Below are 6,921 nucleotides of genomic sequence, written 5' to 3'. Positions count from 1 at the left end.
GTCGCGGTCCAGGCGATGGCGGAGCGCGGCATCGACATCTCGCGTGAGTATCCGAAGCCGTGGACGGACGAGATCGTCCAAGCCGCCGACGTGGTGGTCACCATGGGCTGCGGCGACGCCTGCCCGCTCTTTCCGGGCAAGCGGTACGAGGACTGGGTGCTCGACGACCCTGCGGAGCTCGACCTGGAGGGGGTCCGGCGCGTTCGTGACGAGATCGAGCGCCGGGTGCGGCAGCTCCTCGACGGGCTAGAGGTCGGGGCCTAGAGCGCTCGCGGCCCACGCCGAAGTCGGACTCGTCACGGCGCACGATCTCGCTGCCCTCGTTCGTCGTGGCGGCGGTGCGTGAGGCGATGGACCTGGAGCTCGACGGAGGTCGCGACGGTCTGGTGTTCCCGTCCACGCGAGGCACTCCGCGATCACCGGGGGGAGTCCGTCAGCAGCTCCGACTCGCGCAGAAGGACATCGGAGTCGACGTCACGCCGCACGACGTCCGTCGCACCGTGGCAACCCAGGTTGCGCGAGCCACCACGCTGGCAGCTGCGACGGCCCTCCTCGGGCACGCTGACGAGAGCACCACCGCGCGGCACTACGTCCAGCGCGTCCACGTCGCGCCTGACGTACGCGTCGTCATCGATCAGCTCGTCCAGCGGACGTCCGCCACGACCGCAAGTGGCGAGTAAGCGGCGAGTACCCAACGACGAAGGGCCCCACTTCCGCATGACTGTGCGGGTGGGACCCTTCGACTGGCGGTAGCGGTGGGATTTGAACCCACGGTGGACTTTCACCCACACACGCTTTCGAGGCGTGCTCCTTAGGCCGCTCGGACACGCTACCTCGCGGAGAAGAGTACCCGGTCGGAGCCGCTGCACCGAATCGGCCCCTCACCGGCCCGCGGCTTACCGTGGGGACGTGAGCGATGCCGTCCTCGATCCCGCAGGCACCCTGGCCGACGTGGTCGACGTGCTGCGCGGCCGACGCCTCGCGGTGCTGACCGGAGCGGGCGTGTCGACCGACTCGGGGATCCCCGACTACCGCGGCCCGGACTCGCCGCCGCGCACGCCGATGACGTTCCAGCAGTTCACGGGCGACGAGCGGTTCCGCCGCCACTACTGGGCCCGCAACCACGTCGGCTGGCGGCACGTCGGGCGTACGCAGCCGAACGCCGGGCACCTGGCGCTCGCGCAGATGGAGCGCGACGGGACCGTGCTCGGCCTCATCACGCAGAACGTCGACCTGCTGCACGAGGCGGCGGGCTCGCGGAACGTCATCGACCTGCACGGACGCTACGACCGCGTGGTCTGCCTGAGCTGCCACCGCGTGATCCCGCGCACGGAGCTCGCCCAGCGGCTCGAGGACCTCAACCCGCACTTCGCCGACGAGGTCGCCGACGTCGAGATCGCGCCCGACGCCGACGCCGTCGTCGAGCGGACGAGCCACTTCGTCGTCGCCGACTGCGCGGTGTGCGGGGGGATGCTCAAGCCGGACATCGTCTACTTCGGCGAGACGGTCCCGCGCGAACGCGTCGAGCGGGCGTACGCGATGGTCGACGACGGCGACGCGCTGCTGGTCGCCGGGTCGTCGCTCCAGGTGCAGTCCGGGCTGCGGTTCGTGCGGCACGCGGCGCAGACGGGCAAGCCGGTGGTGATCGTCAACCGCGGCACGACCCGCGGCGACCGCCACGCGACGGTCACGCTGCACGCCGGGACGTCGGAGACGCTGACGGAGCTCGCGGCCACCCTCTGACTCCGACGCGACCCGTTCAGAGGTGCGGGACGCCGTCGCGGTGGGTCTCGAAGAAGCGCTGGAGGAGGAGTCCGCACTCGTCGGCGCGGACTCCCCCGACGACCTCGACGCGGTGGTTGAGGCGGCGGTCACGGACGACGTCCCACTGCGACCCGCACGCGCCGGCCTTGGGGTCCCAGGCGCCGAGCACGAGCCGCGCCACCCGGGCCAGGACGAGAGCGCCCGCGCACATGAGGCACGGCTCCAGGGTCACGACGAGCGTGCAGTCGTCGAGCCGCCAGCGCCCGAGCCGGTCCGACGCGGCGCGCAGCGCGACGACCTCCGCGTGGCCGGTGGGGTCGTCGGTGGCCTCACGGACGTTGCGGCCGCGCGAGACGACGTCGCCGTCGGGACCGAGCACCACCGCGCCGACGGGCACGTCGCCGGTCGCGACGGCACGGCGGGCCTCGTCGAGCGCGAGGCCCATCGCCCACGCGTCGGCGGGCTGCACCGCCCGCCGGGGACCGTCCGTCATGCCCGCCATGATGACGCAGCACACGCTCCTCGCGGGGACCTTCGCCACGTCCACCTGGTGGGACTGCCGGTAGGTTGTGCGCATGCGCCTGCACGTCGCGGACCACCCGCTCGTCGCCCACAAGCTCACGGTCCTGCGGGACAAGGGCACGCCGTCGCCGACCTTCCGGCAGCTCGTGGACGAGCTCGTCACGCTCCTCGCGTACGAGGCGACGCGTGACGTGCACGTCGACACCGTCGAGATCGAGACGCCCGTGACGGCGACGACCGGCGTGAAGCTCGCCGACCCGCGTCCGCTGGTCGTGCCGATCCTGCGCGCGGGGCTCGGGATGCTCGACGGCATGACGCGGCTGCTGCCGACCGCGGAGGTCGGGTTCCTCGGGATGCAGCGCGACGAGGAGACGCTCGAGGCCGTCACGTACGCGAACCGGCTGCCCGACGACGTGTCCGGCCGGCAGTGCTTCCTGCTCGACCCGATGCTCGCGACCGGCGGCACGCTCGTCGCGGCCATCGACTACCTGCTCGCCCGCGGTGCGCGTGACGTCACCGCGGTGTGCCTGCTCGCGGCGCCCGAGGGCCTCAAGGTCGTCGAGGAGTTCGTCGGCGACCGGGCCGACGTGAAGGTCGTCGTGGCGGCGGTCGACGAGCGGCTCAACGAGAAGGCGTACATCGTCCCGGGCCTCGGCGACGCGGGCGACCGGCTCTACGGCATCGTCTGACGCGCGACCGCGCCGCCGGGGCCGCCCTGCCCCCAAGCCAGCGCCGCGCACCGACGAGGGTCCGCGCCGAAGTCGGCGCGCCACCAGCAACCTTCCGCATCCTGAGACGGCGGAGTCGGCCCCTTGGGCGTCGCCGCCCGCGGTGCCAGCATCACGCGTCGTCGACGGCTCGGGGGACGCCGGCGACGCACGCGCTGCCGGACCACCCGCCGGTCTGGGGGACCTGGGAGGTCCGGCAGCGCGACACCCGTCGTGGCACCCGATCGGCTCGGACGGCATCGTCACCAGCACGGTCCTGACCGACGCGCGCCAACGCCACGACCACCGCCGGCGCGCTTCTCGGCGACGCGCCGGACGACACCCCGGCGCCTCGGCAGTTCGGGTCGCCGCCCTCGCCACCCCGGCCTACCGTCGAAGGCATGCGGATCGCGATCGCCGGTGGGCACGGGAAGGTCGCGCGCCTGCTGTCCCGCACGCTCGCGGCTCGGGGGGACGTCCCCGTCGCGCTGATCCGGCAGCTCGGGCACGTCCAGGACGTCACGGAGGACGGCGCCGAGGCGGTCGTGCTCGACCTCGAGCGGTCCAACGCGCGCGACGTCGCGGAGGCGATCGCGGGTGCGGACGCGGTGGTGTTCGCGGCGGGCGCGGGTCCGGGCAGCGGGGCCGAGCGCAAGGACACCGTCGACCGGGGCGCGGCTGCGCTGCTCGCGGACGGTGCCGAGCTGGCGGGCGTGCGGCGGTACGTGCTCGTGTCGTCGATGGGGGCGTCGGCCGAGCCGCCGCCCGGCACGGACGACGTCTTCGCGGCCTACCTGCGCGCGAAGGCCGCCAGCGAGGAGGACCTGCGGTCCCGCGACCTCGACTGGACGATCGTGCGACCGGGCGGGCTGACCGACGACGCCGCGCGGGGCCGGGTGCAGCTCGACGCGCACGTGCCGCGCGGCTCGATCCCCCGCGCCGACGTCGCCGACGTCCTCGCGGCGGTCCTGCACGCGCCGCTGACCGCGGGTCTGGTCCTGGAGCTCACCGAGGGTGTCGTGCCGGTCGACGCCGCCGTGGCCGCGGTGATCGAGCCGGCGGACTGAGGATCACGGCCCCACCGGATACCTCTCCTCACGGGCGCCGGGGCGACCCGCCGTCCCAGGCCGGTCGCGGACGACCAGCGTACGAGCGGCGCTCAGCGCCTGAGGCCGTGCCGCGCGCCGCGGGACGGTGTCAGTCGGCGTCGGGCCTCGACGCGACCACGGGCTCGGTGCGGAGCGTCACGACGCCGATCAGGTACTGGTCGCCGTTGGTGGTCGCAGACAGCGACGACACGTCGCCGGAGAGCGTCGCGGGCGCGAACGCCTTGGCGTCGACGCCGAGCGAGTTGGGCCAGCGCCAGCCGTGCGCGGTCGAGTCGAACGCGTTGTTCACGCCGGACCCGGGCGTGGAGCCGTCCCAGCGGACGGGGATCAGGGGCCGGTTGCCGTCGAGCAGCAGCCGGTCGCCGACGGCGGTCCGGTCGCCCTCCCACGCGACGACGCCGAGGCGGGCGCTCGTGCCGGCGCGGGCGGCGAACTCGAACACGGGCGGGGTCGCGGTCGTGCCGATCCAGGCGGCGCCGTCGTAGACGGTGACGTTCGAGTCGGTCGACGGGTCCGCGTACACGACGACGAGCGACCAGCCGGCGTAGTAGGACCGGTTCGTGTCCTTGCTCGTGGCGCGCACGGCGACGTCCGCGACGGACCACGTCCCGCCGCCCTGCGCGGCGACGAGGTCGGTGACGTCGACGAACGACTGGTAGTAGGACCGGCCGGCGTTGTCGGTGACGCGGTCGACGTCGGTGTCCGCGGCGCGCAGCGTCTGGTACGCGGTGGCGGGGCCGCGGAACCGCACGACGGCCGGGTCGCCGCTCCAGGTGTCACCGGGGCCGATGTTGGCGGACCAGTAGAGCCCGGCGAAGGCGATCTGGCGGCCGGCGGGCACGTCCAGCTGTGTGGAGGACGAGGTCTTGACGGCGGGGCGGGTGCCGTTCGCGTCGGGGAGGTCGGGCGCCTCGTCGAGCTCGACCATGTCGAAGCTGTTGTTGTCGCGGTCACCGTTCTGCAGCGCGGGCTGGCACGTCGTGAGCGTGGTGCGGCACGCGAGCAGCGGGGCGCCGACCTCGGTGACCGACCAGCCGCCCTCGAACCGGGCACGCGGGCTGAGCCCGGCGGACGACGTGCTGACGTCGGTCGACGCGCTCACGGGCGCCGCGCCGGGGCCGCTGGCGGCGACGACGAAGGCCCCACGGGCGCTGCCGGACCACCGGACGTTGACGAGCACCTCGGCGGTGCCACCCGCGGCGACGGCGCCGATGTCGCACCGGTACCGGCGGGCGTCGACGGGCACGCAGTTCTCGGTCGTGGTGCCGCCGCCCTCGGTGTCGACCGTGAAGGCCGTGGGGAGCGTCAGGGTCGCGACGACGTCGTCGGCGTCGGCCGCGGTGTCCCCGCCGGCCGCGCTGACCGCGAACGAGACGGTGCCGCCGCGCGAGGTCTCCGTGAGGGTGACGACGGGCTTCGAGACGGTGAGGACGGGCGCCGTCGCGCTGACGGCGACGCGGTGCTCCTGCGCGGCGTCGGCACCGGGAGCCTCGATGCGGACCCGCAGGTCACCGAGGCCGCCGACTGCGCCCGCCTGCGCGTCGAGGTGCGCGGTGAGCGGCACGCTGGCGCCGCCGGGCAGCGCGTCGTGGGTGCAGGTGATCTCTGCGGCGTCGGTCGGACCGCAGGTCCAGCCGTCGACGGGGGTCGCGGGCCACGTGGTGCCGGCGGGCCGGGTGAGGCGCGCGACGAGGCCCGGCGCCTGCACGTCGCCGAGGTTGGAGACAGCGAGCGCGACGCTCGACGGGCGGCCCCGCGCGAGGGTCGTCCCGACGTCACCGGTGAGACCGAGCCGCGTGGGGCGCTGGACGGTGAACGGCAGCTCGAGGTGCTCGGGGGTCCGCACACCGGTGGGCCGCAGGTCCAGGCCGATGCTGCGCGCGCCGACCGCGCCCGGCTCGTCGGCCGTGAGCAGGAGGGACAGCGGCACCGCGGCCCGTGCGCCGACGCGCTCGGCCCGGCACGTCACGCCGCCCGTGGAGTCGGTGCACTCCCACGCACCGCCCTCGACGGCGTCCCAGGAGACGCCCCTCGGCAGCTGCAGCGTGGCGGTCGCGGGAGCGGGTCCGACGGGCGAGCCGCCGACGTTCGCGAGGTCGAGGTCGACCTGCGTCGTGCGCCCGGACAGGAGGCTGAGCGCCGCGGGGGTCGTGCGCAGCGCGAGCCGTGCGGGCGCCGCCTGGATCCGCACCGGGAAGGGCGCGGGCCGGTACTGGATGCCGCCGCCCGCGACGCGCAGCCCGACGGCCGCCTCGGTCCCGTCGTAGGCCTCGTCGATCGACACGCGCAGCGCGAGCCGGGCGACCGTCGACGGGGGCAGCGTCGCGAGGGTGCAGCGCACGAGCCCGGTGCCCGTGCCGGGCGTGCACACCCAGCCGCCGGCGGCGCTGACCGCGAACCGGCCGGGCGTCAGACCCTCGAGCGCGGCGCCGGCGATCCCGTCGACGGACACCCCGACGGGCAGGCTCACCTCGGCGACCAGGTTCGTCGCGACGGTCCCGCCGGTGTTCTGCACGCCGAACGCGAGCTCCTGGCCCGCGAGCCCGGCCGCGAGGACGAGCCCGCCCTGGGGCAGCACGACGTCGACGTCCGCGGGCGCGGGCGGGGGCGTCGTCTCGTCGGCCGGCGTCTCGTCCGCGGGGGCCTCGTCGTCGGTCGCGCGGGGCTGGGTACGGACCCGCGGCTCGTCGTCCTGCGCGTCGTCGGCGAGCAGCGCGCCGGACTCGTCGAGGTCGGGCACGTCCGTGGGCGACGGTGTCGGAGTCGGTGTCGGCGTGGGCGCGGCGGCATCGGACGCGCCCGGGGTCGGTGACGCGCTC

Annotated in this window: 7 protein-coding genes and 1 tRNA gene; 5 read left to right on the top strand and 3 right to left on the bottom strand. The window is 74.9% G+C overall.

Translation table 11 applies throughout. From position 1 onward, the window contains the following. Positions 1-264: arsenate reductase/protein-tyrosine-phosphatase family protein (locus OMK64_RS19525; protein WP_445292864.1), on the top strand; the 264-nt coding region annotated here is incomplete at its 5' end. Positions 265-308: 44 nt separating this feature from the next. Continuing rightward, positions 309-680: a tyrosine-type recombinase/integrase gene (locus OMK64_RS21265; protein ID WP_374694127.1), complete on the top strand. Its 372-nt coding sequence runs from the start codon at positions 309-311 to the stop codon at positions 678-680. A gap of 64 nt (positions 681-744) precedes the next feature. Here the strand turns inward: OMK64_RS21265 and OMK64_RS19520 are convergent. Next, positions 745-834: transfer RNA gene (locus tag OMK64_RS19520), tRNA-Ser, on the bottom strand. A gap of 75 nt (positions 835-909) precedes the next feature. Between OMK64_RS19520 and OMK64_RS19515 the strand changes: the two genes are divergently transcribed. Continuing rightward, a complete protein-coding gene (locus tag OMK64_RS19515; RefSeq protein ID WP_272730020.1) occupies positions 910-1,743 on the top strand; it encodes an NAD-dependent protein deacetylase in 834 nt (277 codons plus the stop codon). 16 nt (positions 1,744-1,759) lie between these two features. Here the strand turns inward: OMK64_RS19515 and OMK64_RS19510 are convergent, their stop codons facing one another. After that, a complete protein-coding gene (locus OMK64_RS19510; protein ID WP_272730021.1) occupies positions 1,760-2,266 on the bottom strand; it encodes a nucleoside deaminase in 507 nt (168 codons plus the stop codon). A 73-nt stretch (positions 2,267-2,339) separates the two neighbouring features. Between OMK64_RS19510 and upp the strand changes: the two genes are divergently transcribed. Next, complete coding sequence (gene upp / locus OMK64_RS19505; protein WP_272730019.1) at positions 2,340-2,975, top strand: uracil phosphoribosyltransferase; 636 nt, start codon at positions 2,340-2,342, stop codon at positions 2,973-2,975. A 419-nt stretch (positions 2,976-3,394) separates the two neighbouring features. Then, a complete protein-coding gene (locus OMK64_RS19500) occupies positions 3,395-4,060 on the top strand; it encodes an NAD(P)H-binding protein (protein ID WP_272730018.1) in 666 nt (221 codons plus the stop codon). A gap of 130 nt (positions 4,061-4,190) precedes the next feature. Here the strand turns inward: OMK64_RS19500 and OMK64_RS19495 are convergent, their stop codons facing one another. Continuing rightward, complete coding sequence (locus tag OMK64_RS19495) at positions 4,191-6,842, bottom strand: hypothetical protein (RefSeq protein ID WP_272730017.1); 2,652 nt, start codon at positions 6,840-6,842, stop codon at positions 4,191-4,193. Between the last annotated feature and the right edge of the window lie 79 nt (positions 6,843-6,921).

The organism is Cellulomonas fimi (genome assembly GCF_028527925.1).
Lineage (GTDB): Bacteria > Actinomycetota > Actinomycetes > Actinomycetales > Cellulomonadaceae > Cellulomonas > Cellulomonas fimi_C.
This window is presented reverse-complemented; position numbering and strand designations above follow the sequence as displayed.